The 19341-nt window shown below is 45.7% G+C and carries 1 protein-coding gene; it reads right to left on the reverse strand.

The features are described from left to right. Positions 1–122: 122 nt before the first annotated feature. On the reverse strand, positions 123–19322 hold the full coding sequence (locus tag WCM76_14320; GenBank protein ID MEI6766800.1) for a T9SS type A sorting domain-containing protein: 19200 nt from the start codon (positions 19320–19322) through the stop codon (positions 123–125). Positions 19323–19341: the final 19 nt, after the last annotated feature.

A 19341-nucleotide genomic window follows, 5' to 3' on the forward strand; every position in this document is an offset into this window, starting at 1 on the left:
AATTTTAACTAAATATTAATTTCCCGATAAATAAAAAAGCCGCCCCGAAACGGGAACGGCTTTTGACCTCAGAAATAATTACACTACTGCGACGTGCTCAATAATGTCTGTTACGTCGCAACCTAATTTTTAACTAATTTTCGATATTCTGTTCTACCGGCATTGATAAACTCAAGGTTATACATGCCTGCGCTCAGTTTACTGAAATTAAAATCTATGAATCGGATTTGCTCAGCATTGTCAATTAATTTTTCAGCAACGAGAGCTCCCGCTTCATTATATACATGAATAATCACATTGCCTTTCATGTTCGACCATGTGCACATAAATGCATCTTTGAATGGATTCGGAAAAACTTCAATTCCGGGAACTTTCACATCAGAACAGCTCAGCACTACCGGGCCGAAATACTGGAATTTACCGTCGTAGTCTGCCTGTTTCAGTCTGTAATATTCAGCACCTTCAACGGGGTTCATATCGGCAAAATTATAGCTATTTACATTAGTACTGTTGCCGGCAGCTTCCACACGTCCCGTATATTCCCAGACTTTTCCATCGCTGCTTCGCTCCACCTCAAAATAATCCGAATTGGATTCAGATGCTGTTTTCCAAGTCAGCACTTTTGCATTTCCGGCACATTCACCGTTGAACTCAACAAGCACTACGGGAAGCGGAGTATTAAAGGTTTTATTCGACCCCAGCGTGAACGGACTGAAATTATTTGATGCAACAGTTGCTGTTATATGTCCGCCAATGGCATCGGGCATAAATGTCGCACCCAGATCTTCCCATTTACTTGTAGATTGATTCCAGTGCGCAACCAGCTCGGCGGCAGGATTGGTAACATTACTGCGCAGTGTATCTTTCCAGTAAAGAGAAACATACACCTGTGAAGTTCCGGCAACACGCTGAACATCCCAGTACTCAACAGCACTTGTTCCGTCAAGATTGCCGGTCATGTATGAAAGATCGGCATTGTGAATTGAAGGTGCAAAGCTGTAAGCCGCCCTGAAGATGTCTGTTGATGCTGTCGGATCAGATATTCCCACAGGAGCAAATACTTTAACTGTTCCCTGTATATCTCCGACCGGGAAGACAAACGCCTGATCACCGATTTTATCAACCGTTCCGGCCACGAAACTGCTGTCGGAACCACCCGACCATGAGGCAGCTGTATTCATGGTAAGCGTGTTCGGAACAGCTGCAAGTATGATTCCGCGTGTAAGTGTCAGACCACCATTTATTGTTATTGGCGAGAACAGCTCAACATCCACCGAATTATTCATGTCAACATTATTAAACGCAACTGCATCATTGAACATTCTGAAATGCGTTGCAGGATCAGTTGAACTATTTCCAAACTGCAGGATACCGCCGGTGATGCTTTTAGTTCCTGCACCATTCACAATATTAATATCAAGCGGAGCACTTCCGGCAGCCTGTAATTCAACAGTTCCGGAAGTAATATCAAGACCACTGAGGGCACTTACCTCAAGACCGGCATAAACGGGATCCGAATTCCCCGCTGTGCAAAGTTTTAACGTACCTCCATGCACCGTAAGCTGTGAACCACTGCCGGCAATATCCATGCGTCCGGCAATATTCATAGTTCCGTTATCTATCCGCGTTAACGAGCCGGCCGATCCATAATACACATTTCCGGCAACACCGCCAATATTGGCAGTTCCGGAGATTACACGGAAGGTTCCATTATTTACTACATCATAGTTACCACCTGAAAGGATTCCACCGTTGATGGTCATAGATGCAGCGGAGCCAATAACAGGTCCCGCAACAAATGAAATCGTTCCGCCTGTATTAATACGAAGGTCACCGCGTGAGAGAACCAATGCTGCAGGGTCAGAAGAAGTTATTGACACATCGGTATTCACGTTTATCACAGGAGCCGGAGAGCCTGTTTTATTTATCGTAAGGTACGAGAAGTAGGTAGGTGAGCCAGCGGGGCTGTTAATCTGAGCGCTTGCACTTCCCTTGAAAATAAAGCTTCCCGGACAGGTTACCGTTCCGTTATTAATCAGCGAACCATACACCGAAATATCTTTCGATGCCTGAACCGTAATACCGGCATTCATATCAATCAGCAGGTTATTACAAACCGCAGCAGAAACTGATGAAACAACAGGATAATTCACTACGCCCTGCGGCACTCTCACATTGGTAAGTGTATCAGGGACTACGCCGCAGCCCCAGTTTGCCGGATTATTCCAGTTCGCACTTACTGCACCTGTCCATGTGCCTATAATTACCGGCTTGACCAAAATACTTCGCGAGGTTCCGTTACCACAGCTATTGGAAGGAGTAACCATAACGTATCCGCTGTCCTGACCGACATTCAGCGTCACAGAATTAGTTGTTCCACCACCGGCCTGAGTCCAGTCTGCAGGGAATGTCCAGTTATATGAAACTCCTGAAACATTGGTAACACTGTATGCCTGAACAGAGTTTCTGCATGGCAGGGTGTCGCCTGTGATAATTGAAGGCTGTGAAGGAATATTCGTAATATTCACAACTGCTTCCGATGAAATAGCCGACGAACATGAACCACTTGTTACCACTGCCCTGAATGATGTTGAGACCGTGAGTGCAGGTGTGTTGTAGGTTGAAGATGTTGCACCGCTGATATTCTGCCAGGTGCCTGAAGCATTGGTCTGCCATTGTATACTGCCAGTATTTCCGGATAAACTGACGGATGTGCTGTTGCCCGAGCATAAGGAAGATACAAGCGCTGCAGCAGTACCGCCAACAGAAGCAGGAGATACTGTAAGTGTAGCCGCATTTGAAATGACCGTATTGTTGTTCAGGCAGTTCTGTATTACACAACGGAATTGCTTATTATTATAGGTATTATCGACGTTTGTAAGTGATAAGGAATTCGATGTTGAAGTTGTGTTGGAAGTAATTGCAGAAGTACCATATACGCCGCCGTTTGCAAGATTCGTCCAGGCAGTTCCGTTCGGTGAGGTCTGCCACTGATAATAATAATTCGGTGTTCCCGAAACGGTTACAGTGAAAGACGTATTATTCACACCCGTGCAAACAGAGGCTGCCGAAGGATTTGAGGCAACTGAAACAGCAGTGCAGGCGTACGAAAGGAACTCATCAGCACCGATGTCAGGAGTTGCTGCATCACGCGGATTTCCATCATAATCCGTTGTGATGGAAATAGGTGTACCACGGTCAGAAATGAATTTATAACTTTCGCCATCAGCGATATTAATGTGAAGATCGGAAAGCGGATCATTAAACAGATAGTTTGCAACATCGGGATTCAGAAGCCCGGATGCGAAATTTGAGGCGCCGGTAGTAACGGTTGCTGAATAACTGTTTGCATCCTTGCCTGATGCAGTACGCCAGCTTGCAAGTGTTGCAGCTGTTGTGCCGCCCCACAGACCTATCTTATTATATGTCCCGTTGTTTGTGAACAGGAAATTATAATTGCTCGTATTCCAGTTTGCATCATTTCCATTTGTGTTCGCAATGGCAAAATGCCCTGATACGTATCCATTTCCGACTAAACGGTTATTGATAAAAATATTATTCTGCAGTGTGATAACATCGCCCGGATTGGAAGTTGGCTGCCTGAAATAGGCATAAGAGCTGAAATCGACACCTACCACAGCCGACCCTCCGTTAGAACCTCCAATGTAAACAGTATTGTACTTCACATTAGTAGTAGAACCGGAAGGCAAATCGACTTCAATACCATATAAGCCGATACAGTTGGTCGTATTACCGTTGTTTTTAAGTGTTACCTGATTGTTGAAAATGTCCCAGTTGCCATTGCCACCTGAAGTAGTATATACATAAATACCTTCGGTTGCTCCGCCTTTTTCAGCGCTCCTCATATCCCAAACAACATTACGTGAAATAGTTCCACTGACCATCTGAGTTCCAAGCACCTTCACATAAATAGCACTATTGACCACGCCACCGTTCACGGCGCTATTGATATATGGTCCTGCAATTGTGTTGTGTTCAATTAAATTACCGGATGTAGATGCAATAGGCTCAAGTCTGATTCCAAAACTATTATAACTAACACCAGAGGCCTGTGGACCATTAATATTAGTATTTGTAATAGTAGCAGGACCGGAACCCTGATGAGCAATACAGTGCACATTTCCTCCGGGGTTTGCACCACTTTGCCACAGGTAGTAAAAATCATTATGATCATAAGTGGTCATTGAAGTGGTAGTACTCGTATTCCATATACCGTAAATATATCCGGGCCCCGAACCAACGCTGCCACCCGCCACCTGAATAATTTTAGAATTGTCAGGTTGACCATTCGACCCTGTGCCGAACACGTTATTTGAAATTGTGGCAATTGTTGAGCCCAGAACCTTCATACCCACGAACCCGGAATAGTCAGCATTTGAAACATAAATATTAGTAATGTTGTTATTGCTGACCGTAACGTTTCCACAATTCAGTTCTATCGCTATTACTTGATTCTCTCCACTATAATAATCGTCCCAGCTGTTGCCCCAGTATGTCACTGAACCACCGGTACCACATTGTGCCGAGCTGCCTCCTATCCAGTTTCCTGAAATTACATTACCGGTTGAGCTGCTCCCCGGCTGGAACCTGAGTGCGGTTTGAGTGTTCTGCCCATTGATACCGGTATTGAAAATGCTGTTTCCGGTTATTGTCCAGTTGTATCCATCACGAATATCGATACCAAATGAGCGGTTTGCAGAACCTCCGCTCCAGTAAAGGAAGTCATAGATTTCGTTATTGCTTATGGTCATATCATGATTTGCGGTTCCCCCGGCGTACGACAGTACTATATTCGTTGCCCAGGCTGCACCACCGTGAATTTTATTATGGTCAAGGGAAATAAAGCTGTTGCCTGACGCAAAGTATATGACCCCGCCGCCCGTTTTTGTTGTTTGCCCAACAATTTCGCAATAGCGAATTGTATCATACTGGCAACCATTATCGAATTTGAATACATCATTCTCACTACCCCCTATCCCGCTGTATGTATTCTCAAATTTCAGATAGCTTCCCGAACCGTTGAACCGTCCGTCAATTGTTACGCGGTCAGCACCTGATATTGAGAACAGACCGGTCGCACCAAGGTTTCCACTCAGGGTTTTTACAGATGCACTTGCAGGGCTTATCTTCATCCTGTATCCGCTACCGCAGTATTCATACCACTGATTGAGTGGCTGGTTCCCATCTTCAGTTATTGCTGCACCCCTGATGCGTACATCAAGGTCTCCTGCCAGACCGTTTGTTGTAATCTTGTTGAACAGTCCGTCGAATTTGGTAAGTGAAGTGAACCAGTTCACGCCGGCCACATCTCCTGCCTGCGATGAAGGATCAATATTGATAATGCCGGATAAGCCGGTATTTGCAGCAAATACATATGCATCCGGAGTTGAAGGATGCGTTACCGGAGTATTCACATTATTATTAGTGAAAACGGGAGTGGTTGCATCAAATTTACTTGAACCGAGGTTCGGATATACAGTATTGGTTGCCTGATCCTGAGCAACAACGTAGTATTGGTAGGTCTCACCGGAAGCCGGGATGAGTGAAAGCAGGCTGTAATCAATTGTGAAAATCCATGTGCAGCTGTTGCCGTTACCCGACTGCAATGTTCCCGGTGTGCTGATCCAGACCGTTGACGAAGGCGACGAACGCCTATAATAAATGCGTGGGATATTTCCGCCTGTTACAGGAACCGCCGTACCAACATCTGTAATATTTGCGGTAAGACTGGTCGTCGTCACCTGACCACAAAGATACTGTGTAGCGCCGATAGCAGTGTAGGTAATAACCGGTGAATAAATATCATTCGATGCAATAAGTGCATTGAAGGCACCTTCATCCGCACCGATATCAGGAGGAGACTGGCGTGTATCGCCATCAATATCTGCAGTTATACCACTAACCGTAACACCGGCGCCTGAAGCACAAGTGACGGCATTCAGATGCAGATTCACCGCCCCGGTATCACCGGCAGCATTTATAAAACCAATGGACGACAAAGTAGTGACACCCGAATGAAGATTCTGTGCTGCCGTGGTTGAAAACGCTGCACGCAAAGCCTGAAGAGATGCCAGAGAAGTTGTTCCATTGTTGATACTGAACACATCGGAACCCGTATTTGACTGGAAAATATTGTTGTCAAAAGCGGCAATGGTACTGATGCTATTGATAACAAGAGCAAAGTGCTTTGAACCTGTTGGACCTCCTGTACTGTTATTCGCAAAAATATTGTTGCGGATATCATCGGCACCAGAGGCGGCATTACGCCAGTAAGCATAAGTATTGGTAGCTGAAATACCGCTCACCGCAGCATCAATGAGAACGCTGTTTGACAGGACAGGATTTGCAGCTGTTGAAACATCATAAATACCGGCAATCGTACAAGTCTGTGATTGCTGAGTTCCGTCGGGTTTACGCCCCAGCCTGATCATATTATTGACAATTGAAGCATTTCCGGTAGCATTGTAAATACCATACTGAACAGCTACTCCGGATGTATTTCCCGGCTGAAACGAATGTATGTAATTGCCTGAAATGAGGTTCGTTCCTGTTGCGGTATTTATTGCTTCATAAATACCAATTATATTCACAGCCGTCGAACCCGATGTGGTAGAAAGCGCGTAAATCCTGTTGTTTGCAATACTCTGCGAGGCAGTCGTTGAAATATTGCAAATCCCGATAAGGCAAGCCAAAGCTCCGGTGCTGCTGTTTAGCGCATCGGACCTGAGCTTCCTGATAACATTACCACTGATATTTATCTTTCCTGCATCAATGCCAATACCAATCAACTGCTGTGAAGAAGAGGTGTTCGTTACAGTCATGTTCTCAATATAATTATTGAGTATATCATTGGTAGTTGCTGAGCCGGTTGTACAGTATATACCATAGGTGGTAGCAGCCGTAGAACTGTTCAGAATGCTGCTTGCAACCGATGCGCTTCCGATATGATTGCCACTGATATTAAGGCTTGTGGGAGTCGTACCGGCTATCTGAATGCCGCGGAACAAGGTGCTTGCCGAACCACTGAGTGTGATACCACCAATATTATTATTACGAACATCCAGAATGGCAGCGCCGCCCGAGCCTGATAGAATTCCTTTAAACTCACCGCCGGTTGTAGTTACAGAAATATTATTAGTACTGCTCATGCTGCCGATTGTATTTCCGGTAACCGTACCTACGTTTGCCGCACCCTGTACTATATTAATACCTGCGTTGGCTGTAGGACCGGCCGAATTACTGTTGAACGACACATTGGCAATAGTATTTCCCTGAACACTTGCAGGTGTTCCTGACGCAGATAACGAAAGTCGTATTCCGACAAAATTAAAAGAGATTCCCGAACTGCTGGTAAGCGACATCTGCGAACCTCCGCATTGAGGTGCGGAACCACCAATATAATTACCGCTAATGGTAAAATCGTTGGATGAAGTTTGCTCAACAGATATGCCGCGCCATTCGAGTGAAGCCGTGGTAAAACTCCGCGCAGCGGTCTCGTAGATGCTGTTACCTGCAATCGTGCAGGATTTATTTCCTGTTACACCTCCGGTAAACCTTACGCCACATGAAAGTGAGCTGCTCACACCTGCATTAAAGAAATCATAAATATTATTATTGGAAATGGTGATATTTGCATTTTCCTGACCCGCAGTAGGTGTTCCTGCAGAAACAATACCGCTGGTCGGCAGTAAGGTTGTGTTATTTGCTCCTGCATTTTTAACAACACAGTTATCAATCAGTATATTCGTATTGCCTGTTCCGGAAGTTGCCGCAGTTGATATCAGTACAACCCCATTGGTAGTTCCAACAGTGGCACCCTCAATATTACAATACTGAACTGCATCATTTTTAGCATCATTGATGAATGTAAATGTTGAATTTAAATTTGAAGATGCGGTTGCGTCGGAGTTTCTGAAAGTAAGGAATTTCCCACCGGCTGGCAGGTTCGCCGGGTTACGACCATCAATGGTAACACGGTCGGCACCGTTCATCCGGAATAAGCCTGCGATAGCGGCACCGGTTCCATTATACGTTCCTGAAATAACGTAAGGTGTACTTGTTCCGGCTACCGGCTGAATGGTAAGTGTATAGCCTCCTGTACCTGATTCATTCCATTGGTTCAGTGCATTTGCTCCATCCTCAATTGAAATATCAGAAATAACATTTACAACAACATTCCCGGAAAGTGTCGCCTGATTCAATGCCTGAAACAATCCTGTGGCAGTAGTAAATGAAGGGTATGTGCCGCCGGTACCAACGCTCACAGTTCCTGAACACGGAAGATTGGCAAAGGAGCCAGGCGTTCCGCCAACGGTACTTCCCTGCAAGTCAACACTGCTTGCTGAAGGCGTAATAGTAACTGCACCCGGATTTACACCGACATTGTTTTGTGGTGATGCATCCTGAGCAATCACAAAATATTGCACAGACTCTCCAGCACCCGGTATGCCACCATTGAGCTTACTGAAATTGATATTGAAAGAGAAAGGTGAAACAGTTCCTGTAGCCTCAACAAATTTCCAACCCGTATGACCGCTCACGGTATCAACGGTTGTTGAAGCATCAGCCAGCTTCTTATAATAAAGTCTCGGGCGGGTGCCTGTATTTACATTTAAACCACTCCCGTCTGATATCGCAACATTGCTCACGGGATACATATTTGTTCCGTTACAGATACTTGATACTGCCGTATAAGTTATAGTCGGTGGGGTATTGTCTATCGGCAGGAAGTCGCCGGCATCAGCGCCGAGGTCAACAGGAGTATACGATGCGCGCACGTCTCCATCAATATCATACGTGGTCGTATACAATGAGGTGCCTGCGGATTCAATGGGTGTATTGACAGGCGGAAGCTGAATGTGCAGGTCAGGAGTTGTTGTTGCAGGACTCATGAACATTGGATCACCAGAGATGCTGTTAGCATCAAAGGTGGCATTCGCATTGTTCCATGCTACTTTGTTCGCATATGCTGTCGTGGTAATATATCCAAATCTGTACTGGGCGCCATTACCGTAAACGAGATTATAATCTGTCGAAAGCAGGTTAGGCGAATAAGTAAGATTATTATCCAGACCAATCCCTGCATTGAAACCGGTACCGCTTACTGAATAAGATCTTGAATTGTTGAATATATTATTATAGATAAATTCCACATTCTTGGGACTGCTGTTCGTGTTATTCCGGAAAAATGCATAAGTATTTACAGCACCTCCGGTAACACCGGTACCACCAATAAATACGGAGTTATGATATACCCTGATATTATTATCATACGTTGAGGGATTGCCGGAATATCCGCTGGAATTATCAAATATACCGATAAGGTTAGCAGAGCCGGTAATGGTACTTCCATCACCCCGGTATCCTAAGCGGACCATATTGTTACTGATAGTGTAATTCACCGCCGAGCTGCTGCTTGAACCTGATAAACGGATACCAGCAATGATAACCGAAGTATTGGTATTCGGCGCACTGATATTGTAAATTATGTTTCCGTCGCAATAGTGAGTGTTGGGCAATGCATAAGGAGCAATTGTTGAATTGATTCCTACAGCTCTTGTTGCAGCTGCCGCCGTACCTGAACTGATAATATTATAAATCGTATTATCGCTGATGTTTATCTGACCTGAATTTATACTTGCCTGCAAAATGCCGACAACACTGCCGTCGAAAGGAATGCTGTTAACTGGCGCAGAAGTATTCTGAGTCGCCGCTGTAAGGTTAAATATGGTATTATTCACAATACTGTTCACGCCATTATTGGTCACAATACCCGCAACGGAAGTATTTACGCTTGAGCCGACGTTAGAAAGGTTTGCGATAATATTGCCATTGCCTGCACCGGTTGCACCAATTGTAATTGGACCGGCAGCCTGATTTATAATACCGCATATAGTACCGCCGTTTGCTGCAGCACCGGTATTCTGAAAACCAACAGCACTGCCGGTTGGATTTGGATTACCAATGGTGTTGCCAGTTATCGTAAAACCATTGCTTCCCGATGTTCCGTCGATATCAATTCCAAAAGCATGACCGTTCTGGTTGGTGTTATTTATCTGTATATTGCTGATTGTATTGCCTGTAATAGAAGCTGACCCGGCTTTTATAAACATGCCTGCAAAGGCAGGAATGGTAATCCCGCTTGATGAGGTTGATTTAACAACCCAGGGGATTCCGGTTCCGCCACATAATGCCGACTGCCCACCAATATAATTATTTGAAATCACATTTAAATTTGAACCTGTTCCGGCCATGAAATAAATCGGGTACACATAATAAGAGTTAACCTGAGCCACACTATTGTAGATACTGTTGCCGCTAATGTTCCAGTGATCTCCGTAGTTTGTATTGGTACCTGTCCCGTACACAAAAATACCGCTCCCAACAGTCGATGCAGTCGGCTGAAAGTTGTAAATATTATTGCTCAGAACGCTTATATAGCTGTTCGGATAGGTTGTACTGTAGGCATAGGCACCAATACCGTTTACCGGGTAAGTGGTTCCATTGGGACCAATGTTACAATACTGAATAGTGATGTTATTATTTGCCGGACCTGATGAACTGCAATAAAGATATACAACACCACCTGCCAGAGTCTGATTTGATCCTTCTATCTGAAGATATTGAAGTGTATTGTAATTGGCACCGGCTGTGAACTGTATGGCAGGTCCTATTGTCGCGGCAGTTCTTGTGTTCCTTATGGTCCACATAATACTGCTTCCTAACCCGCCGGGACGACCATCCAGAATAATATTATCGGCACCGTTCAGGTTAATAAGCGGGTTGGCTGTTCCCGGGTCGCCTGCTGTTGTAAGCATAGTAACTACAGCTGCTGCAGGGCGAACAGTAACAGTATAGGCACCGCCGTATGAAATATTCGTAAAGTTGATAGGGTAAGATTCTCCGCTGGAGACATAAGCAGGCTGCAATTCAAATACGAGGTTGCAGTTAACGGTGGTTCCGTTCAGCACACCTGCCACGTCCGCAACTGAGTTGAAGTCGCCGGTCGGACCAATAGTAAAAGGTCCCGGGCAGATATCTGTTGCCTTGGTTCCGATAACAAAATAACCGAATGTTGGATTGATGCCGCCTGTAGATGTAATAATGTTTCCGGCAACGGTTCCACCTTTGTACTGATACGTTCCCGTTTGTGATGAAGCCTGACCTATAACGCTGCTTCCGTTGGTCATTCCCGACTCAGTAATAGCTATAGAACTAACTCCGGTGAAATTACCGATACCGGTAATTCCTAACTGCCAGAAACGATTATTATTTAATGTGTTGATGCCCGCGCCGGCTGTTCCTCCGGAATTCATATCAAAGACCTCTGCAGTTACTACAAGAGTTCCTGCTGCTGAAGTCGTGGGATTGTTCATGGTAAATAACTGGCTGGCTGTTTTCCCTATAGGGAAATTGAATACAGAACCTGTAATCAGTGATGCCGGGAATGTCCGCGCAAGCGGTCCAACAATATAATTGGTTGCAACTGTCTGTACAATGTTAGCCGCCGTAGTACCAGCAATCGTCATCAATCCTGATGTGGTATTAAGCACAGGCCCGGCAGCTGTTGCCGCCAGTGTAAGGGTTGTCGCGTTCAGCGGAGCATTCAGTGTAACTCCCGTAGTATTGCTTACCTTAAAATTCGTGACCACAGAACCTGTGTATGTTCCAACTGTGAGTGTCTGAGGTGAAGCGCCTTTCATTTCAAGTATGCATGAAGCTCCGTTTGCAGTAAGTGTTCCATTGTTCGTGTAAGTCCCAAGTATCCCAAGAGTGTATGAAGCACCCAGACTAAAAATAGAACCGCTGCTGATTTCCAGATTATCAACACTGATGTTGCCTCCCATAGCGGCTGTAAAACCGCCGGTATTCGATACAAGCAGATTTTCAATATAAGCTCCGGTAATGGTACCCCCGGCAGTGAATGTCTGAGCAATACTTCCATTTAATTTAATGGTTGAGCCTGCAGCATTCGCGGTGAGCGTACCAGCATTATTCATAGCCGTACCCAGAGATAAACCCAGGGTATTGCCATTAAGATTGAAAATAGCTCCGGCAATAGTCGTTGTCAGCGTACCAATATTTGCATTTTTATCAAGAATAACATTATCAGTGGCCAGTGAAACCGTAAGAATTCCATTGGTAGGCGTAGTTGCAGGAGGCAATTCGTTCAGCACATTATAGGTCTGTGATGCTCCATTATAAGTGATGGCATAGGCACCGATTGTGTAATTGAAATTCGGTACAAATGACAATGAGCCCAAACCTCTTGTTGTAGTAAAGGCAGTTGCCGGTATCCCAATCGTAAGTGAACCCGAACCTGCATTTACAACTCCCGAAGTGAGGTTGAGAGCCGTTTGAACTGTGAGTGCGGTACCGAGATCAACCGAAGGCGTGGTACCCGTTCTGTTCACCGTAAATGTACCAAGGTTGGGTGCAGACCCGCTGAAGTTGAGTGTTCCCAGACTACCACCCGTTGTTCCACCAATGCTCAGCACACTGGTTGATGTTCCGGAAAGTGTACCTGTTCCCAATCCGTTATAAGCAACTGATCCGGAAAGTGTAAGAGTAACACCGGCATTGATATTTAAAGCACCTTGCTGAAGGTCAAGTACACCGGCAACAGTCACAGCGCCGCTTAAATTTATACCGCTGGCTCTGTTTATCGTAAGATTATTCAAACCACCGGTTACAGTAGGTAATGTAGTAGCAGGGCCGCCGCCGCCAAAAATAAGGTTAGATGTTGCACCGCCTGTCCACGCACTGGCTCCGGATATCAAGCCATGCACCGTAACTGTATTTGCACCGATTACAAAACCATTTGTGTTTGTGATGGTTCCTGCGATAGTAAAGTTTCCGTTAGCATTTTTCGCAGCACCCGAAAGTGTAAGGTTCCCGTAAGGAGAAGGCAATGGCGAAATTTGCTGGTTAGCGCCTGCATTAGCATAACTCACCGTGCTGGTAGAAACAAAACTATATGTTTGGAAGGCAGGAAATACGTATGCTACAGTTGTGTTTGCTATGGAAAACGCGCCCGTTCCGTTAATAGCAAATATATGACCGGAGCCCGGGCCGGTAAGCATGTAGGTCCCATCGGCAAGGGTAGCACCGGTATTGATAGTAAGATCTCCATTTATGGTAGTAACTGCAGCAAGTGATTTTGTACTTGCATTTGAAATGATGACATTTTGATAAAATCCGGTAGTCGGCTGCAAAGGTATGAACTGAGCTGCTGTTCCGTTAAATTCAATCGTACTCCCTGCAGTGGTATAAGTATTGGTGCCAAGTGTCAGCACACCTGCAACACCAATCGTTCCCGTTGTAGAAAAGGACCGCGCTCCGGCACCTCCATTACAGGTGAGATTGTAATAATTTGCTTCCGGTATGGTCTGTGATGATGCCGACATGAATTTCACGGTACTGTTCACCGTGCCGGTAACATTGCCTGCATTGGTAAAGTTATTCCATACATCAAGCTCGCCTAAAGTTCCGCCACCAATGGTCAGTGACGCTCCCGTTCCCACGGTGATATCTTTTACATTATATACTACACTGCTTGGAATTACCGGCCAGTTTACCGGACTGTATGTATTGTCAATTACAACAACATCCACAGGATCGTTAGGATACGCGCCATTGTTCAAATCCCAGTTCGTCGGGTCGTTCCATGCAGAACTTGTTGCACCTTCCCATTTAAAAGTATTTCCCTGCAGATCTGTACCGCCCGTCACGCCCAGTGCATAAGGTTGCGATGACGTGAGTACCGAAACACTGTTTTTAACAATGGTAGTATTTCCGTTGGCAGTACTATTGGAAGTATACCCTACCCTGTCCCAGTCAACGCCATTATAGCGGTATATAGCCACAGTGGTGACAGTCGGAGCGCCACCATTAAAGTCAGCATCCTGATATGCCATCGTCAGATTTGATACAGGTAATGTGCCTCCGCTGACAGTGATATTTGCAATATACCCGGCACGGTTATTACCCGTCAGAGGAATCTCAGTGCCCGATACAGTTCCATTTACGGTATGATTGATGAAATTCGCTTTCACACTTATCACACTCGCCGGATTCGCTGATAAGGTCTGGAATGAAATCGGTCTGAAACCGCTAATATCGCCCGAAGGTCCAACCGGGAAACGATAGGTTCCGGCTACCGTAGATGCAGGCATGTTCCACTGGAAGCCACCGGCATTCCCGAGGAAAGAGAAATAACTTGTTGCATTACCTGCGGTTGACGACATGCTTGCCACCGGACCGGCATAAGTTGCCAGATTATTGCCCATATTCACAATACCATTGGTAAGTGCAAATGTGGCAGATGTACCATTCAGGCTAAGATTGCCATTCATATTTAACACTCCGCCTGCAGTATTCATGGTCATTCCGCCGCTGAGCCCTGTAAGTGTAAGATTTCCGTTTATGTTCAGAACACCTGCCGCGCTGGTATGTGAAAACACAGCTGCTCCGGTATTTGCAAGCGTTAAATTGCCATTGATGGTTGCTGATGGCGTTACACCGCTTCTGGAAAAAGAAAGTGAGTTGAACGTTTGTGCCCCACCCGTAAGATTAATGGTTCCAAGATCACCGCCAGCTGTGCCTGCAATGGCCAACACTCCGGTTCCACCGGATGAAAGCGTTGCATTGGTAGAATTAACCGTTCCCGTGAGTGTCAGTGTCAATGAAGCAACATTCAGAATGCCTTCGGTCATATAAAGTACTCCGGCAACCGTTTGTGCACCTGCCATGGTAACAATGCCGCCTGATGTTTTATTGATGGTAAGGTCTTTAATAGTGGATGCAATTGTTGGCAAACTCACACCGGCTGTTCCACCAAGTACAATATTTGAGGTCGGCCCGGCATAACCATTGATAACAGCATTTGACTGTGTAATAGTACCATTTATAGTCAACGTATTATTATTTCCTATCATGAAAACACATCCTGCATAACCGGCAGTAAAATTATAGTTGCCATTTACCGTAACTGACCCCTGTGCCGTTTTTGTATAGGCATTAGTAGCACTGGAATTATTCCCAAGCGATAGGTTGCCGTAAGTCAAAGCTGCTACCGGTGATGCGGCGGCGGCATTATAGTAGACCGTACTTCCGAGACTGAATGCATTGTACTGGAAAATCGGCATACCGCCAATATAGGCTGTTGTTATGGATGTCACTACATTTGTAGTAGTGAACTGCCCTGAATTGTTGATTGCAAATGTCTTACCCGACGATGCCCCGGGCCCGCTGAGCTGATTGTTATTATCGGCAAGTGTTCCATTCTCGATGGTAAGATCACCGCTCACAGTCAAAGCCCCCGACAGTGTCGCAGTATTCGCAGATTTGTTGATCGTCAAATTATAATACGGATTTGTAGATGGCACTTTGACATTCTGCGACGCAGCACCCGCATAGATTATCGTATTCGCGGTAGCAGCAGGAACCAGGGTGCAGGTAAATCCTGTATTGGCAACAGAAAGGATATTGTTATTGGTGATTGTTCCGGCACCCCCAACAGTTGCGGTTGTGTACGTTGAGTATATACTTCCGTTATTCGTTAAAGCGCCATCTACTGTTGAAGCAGCAGCAATGTTTACCGTTACACCTGAATTTACAGTAATAGCAGCACTTGCGCTTACCGTCAGCAAATTGAATGAGTACGGATTTCCGCTAAGTGTTTTTGATACTCCCGCCAACGTGAAAGCTCCCGTTGACAAAACAGGATTGAAAGTTCCGTTGTTGACGATATTGCCTTTGAATGTAACAAGGGCTGCTACAGCAGTTGCATTCAGTGTTGCGTTTGCGCTTACGGTAACATCTCCGGTCAGTGTCTTGGTGCCCGTTGCGCCATTGAAAGTGAGGGTCGAAGCATTGGTTCCATCGCCAACGGTGGTCGTCCCGGCAACAGTAACGCCGGTAGTAAAATTGCCCATATAAACCAATCCTGCCGTAATATTGATATTGCCATAGACATTCAGCAAAGCTGACGCACTCCCCGAAAAAGCCACTCCTGAAACATTTGAATTATTAAACTCCAGATTTCCATACTGAGTTCCTGCTCCTAAAATAGTCTGCGCATTAGAACTGCTCATCACAATCTTTCCGCTTCCGGCAACAGCCAATCCAGTACCGCATATGGCGCCCCCATTATTTACATTCCCATTCACTGTGATGGTAAAACCCCCATCGAAAAAAGCAGAAGTCGTGCTTGCAACCGTGAGAGTTCCCTGTACAATGAATGAACCTGTCGCGGTTTTTGCATAGGTCGTTGATCCGGTTGTTGTACTCAGATTTCCATAACCGGGAGATGCAATCGCATAAATTGTTTGGGTAGCAGCACCATTATAATTGACCTTACTTGCAGCGTTGAAACTATAACTGCTGAATATAGGAAATGAGCAGGCATTGTTTGTTCCTGTGGTAGTACTTGCATTGGTCATTGTAAAAATAGCCGTGCCATTCATCGTGAAAGTACCGCTTCCTGTTCCCGGCCCGCTCAGCAGATAAGCAGCATCTGTAAGAGTCACACCTGTACCCAGCGTGAGGTTATTGTCCACGAAGGTTGCACCACCCAGAGCTGCAGTCGTACTAACGGCAAGATTGTAATAATGTGCTGAACCGGGAAGCAACGACACCGTAGCGGCTCCATTAAAATTAACTGTGCTGTTTGTGGTAGTATATGCATTCGTTCCAACAGTAAAAGCAGTTGCCACGCTTATTGTTCCAGTTGGAGAAAGTATTCTGGCGCCCGTGCCGCTTGATACCAGTGTATAATAATTAATTGGCTGTATCGTCTGCGTTCCGCTTCCCGCATAAGTTATTGTTGTGCCGGTTGAAGGTACCACATTACCTAAGTAATTGAAATTACCGTTTATTGTAAGATTCGTGTTTGCAGAGCTTACGGTAAGCGTACAACCTGTACCAACTGTTATATCATTTACATTGGTTACGGCAGCCGAAGAAAGCGTTGGTTGAAATGCGGCTGTGGGATTATTGATAAGAATATTTGAAGTTGTGGCATTTGTTGGAACACTGGCAGGGCTCCAGTTAGTCGCTGTTCCCCAGGCAATACTTGTTCCGCCAAGCCATGTCCATGTAGACGCAGGTGTATTATCATTAATTGTTTCTGAAGGTATTAACGGATAAGTTCCTGCAATTATAGAAAACGCACTTGTTTTCGTAATTGTGATATTCCCGTCAGCTGCTCCTGTTGTTACAGCACCCATATTAGCCCAGTTTCCACTGTGCTTCCAGATACTTGCAGTAGTAGGTGTTGCATTATTAAAATCGGTGTTCTGATAGGATAAGGTGATATCTGCAGCCGTGGCACTCTGTGTTGCCGATGAAGTAATATTGACAATGAACCCTGCTCTGTTATCAGATGATACAACGTTCGTAGGTGAATAAACAGAAGTGCCGTCATGATTGATAAAACCAACTTTAACATTGACAATTGAAGCCGGATTAACACCATTTGTTTTTATCGATACCGGTCTGAACCCGCTGATATTACCGGCAGGACCGACAGGCCATCTGTAAGTACCTACCACGGTATTTGCCGGCATGTTCCACTGGAAGCCGCCCGTACTTCCTAAAAATGCAAAGTAGCTCGCTGCACTGCCCGCCGTTGAAGGCATGGTAGTATTATTTCCGGTATGAATCAAAATACTATTTCCCATATTGACAACACCGCTTGTAAGGGTATAAGCCGCAATGGTAAGATTGCCGTTGATTGTAACCGAAGGATTCGTTCCGGTTCTGTTCATGGTTAAACTCGCTAATGTCGCTGCGCCGCCCGTAAGATTGATGGTTCCCATTGAGCCATTGCTTCCGCCGAGAACAAGCACGGCACTTGCACTGGTCAGGGTACCGGAACCGGTAACAGTTCCTGTAAGCGTTTGCGTTCCTGTTATGGTCAGTGCTCCCGAACTAAGGTTCAATACACCGGGAATTGTGCTGCTTGTTGAGAAGCTGGCACCGGCTGCGTTGCTTAGTGTAAGATTAGGCAGTGTGGTTCCGGTGTAAGTCCCCCCGATAGCAAAAGTCTGTGCTAAAGTTCCGTTAAGAAGAACTGTATTTGATGCGTGTCCGTTTGCCGTGAACGTTCCGGAATTCGCCATTGCAGTTGTTGACGAAAGGCCCAGAGTATATCCTGTCGTTCCCATACTGAAAACATTCCCCGCAGAAGTGGTCAGTGATCCTATGTATGCATTTCTATCAAGAATGACAGTATTCGTTGTACCGCTTACGGATAACACTCCGTTGGTTGGTGTAGGTGCTGTCGGAAGTTCATTAAGTACATTATAAGTTTGGGAAGTACCGTTGTAGGTTATCGCGTAAGCTCCTATAGTAAAATTGAACTGCGGAACATTCGTCAGCGAACCTGCCGCACGCGAACAGGTCACAGCTGTTGCCGGTATGCCGATAGTAAGCGTGCCCGTGCCGCCCAGTGCACCTGCAGTCAGGGTTAATGCCGTCTGTACCGCAAAGCTTGTATTCAGGCTCACACCTGTTGCATTATTAATTGTAAGATTCAACAGCCTGCCTGCTGTGCCCGTTGTCCAGACCTCGGTACCGCTTCCGTTGATGTTTTGTGCAACGGTGCCGTTCATGTTCAGGACAGCATTTGCAGTTGAAGTAGTGATGGTACCGTTGTTTGAAACATCATTCTTAACAGAAAGTGTGAGTGCGCCCAAATTAAGGTTACCGCCACTCTGGACAGTCAATCCGGCAACGGTCAATGCAGTGGTGGTTATTGTTGCGATGGCGCCACCACTGTTATTTACTGTCAGGTTGAATGGTCCGCCGGTGAGCGTTCCCGCAAAGTTTACCGCTGATTGTGATACTGTCCCGAATAAGGTAATTGTTGCGGAAGCGGCTGTGCCTTCTGCAATAGTGCCACTATTTGCGATTGGTGTAGCCACACCGCCAAGACCCAGATTATGACTGTTTAATGTCAGGGTTGTGCTGGCTGCAATACTTACTGAGCCAACATACACATCCGATGTCAGGGTAAGGTTGGTACTTGCGGTAAGGATGCTCAGCGTTCCGTAAGTCGGTGTAGTGGTCGGAGGCAGCTCATTGCCACTGTTAATCGCTGCACCACCATTATACGTAAAGTGTAATGGATTGGAAGTTGAATAGGTAATAAATGTTGGAACTGCAGCCAGTGAACCGGCATTACGCGTGAGCGTACAAGCTGCGGAGGCTGTACCAAGTGTCAAATTTGTTCCACCGCTTAATATACCGTTTGTAAGGACGAGTGCCGTCTGTACCGCAAAGCTTGTATTCAGGCTCACACCTGTTGCATTATTAATT

The sequence above is a fragment of the Bacteroidota bacterium genome, assembly GCA_037133915.1.
In the GTDB taxonomy this organism is placed as follows: domain Bacteria; phylum Bacteroidota; class Bacteroidia; order Bacteroidales; family CAIWKO01; genus JBAXND01.